General features: G+C 60.6%; 1 pseudogene. It reads left to right on the top strand.

The window, feature by feature from the left end:
* A pseudogene (locus tag AUR66_RS22195) lies at positions 1-264 on the top strand (hypothetical protein); the annotation flags it as partial.

Below are 264 nucleotides of genomic sequence, written 5' to 3'. Positions count from 1 at the left end.
CTCGCCGTCGCTGACACCTCAGCGAGTCACGCACAGCTCGAAACCACTCCCGAACCGACCGCCGGTGACGAGAACAGCGATGATACCGAAGACGCAGGCTACTGTAGCGGCATCGACCCCGTCAGTGGACAGGTGTGTAACGGCTTCATCGATGCGATTCGAGCCATCGCACAGGCCTTCCTCGAATTCGCTCGCGACGTTGCCGAGTGGTCCGTCGAGTTCCTCGTCTCTCGTCCAGTCCCTCTCCAAGACGGTGAGATGGAA

It is taken from the genome of Haloferax profundi, from assembly GCF_001469865.1.
GTDB classification, from domain to species: domain Archaea; phylum Halobacteriota; class Halobacteria; order Halobacteriales; family Haloferacaceae; genus Haloferax; species Haloferax profundi.
The sequence above is the reverse complement of the archived record's forward strand: the minus strand, read 5'-3'. Positions and strand labels throughout refer to the sequence as shown.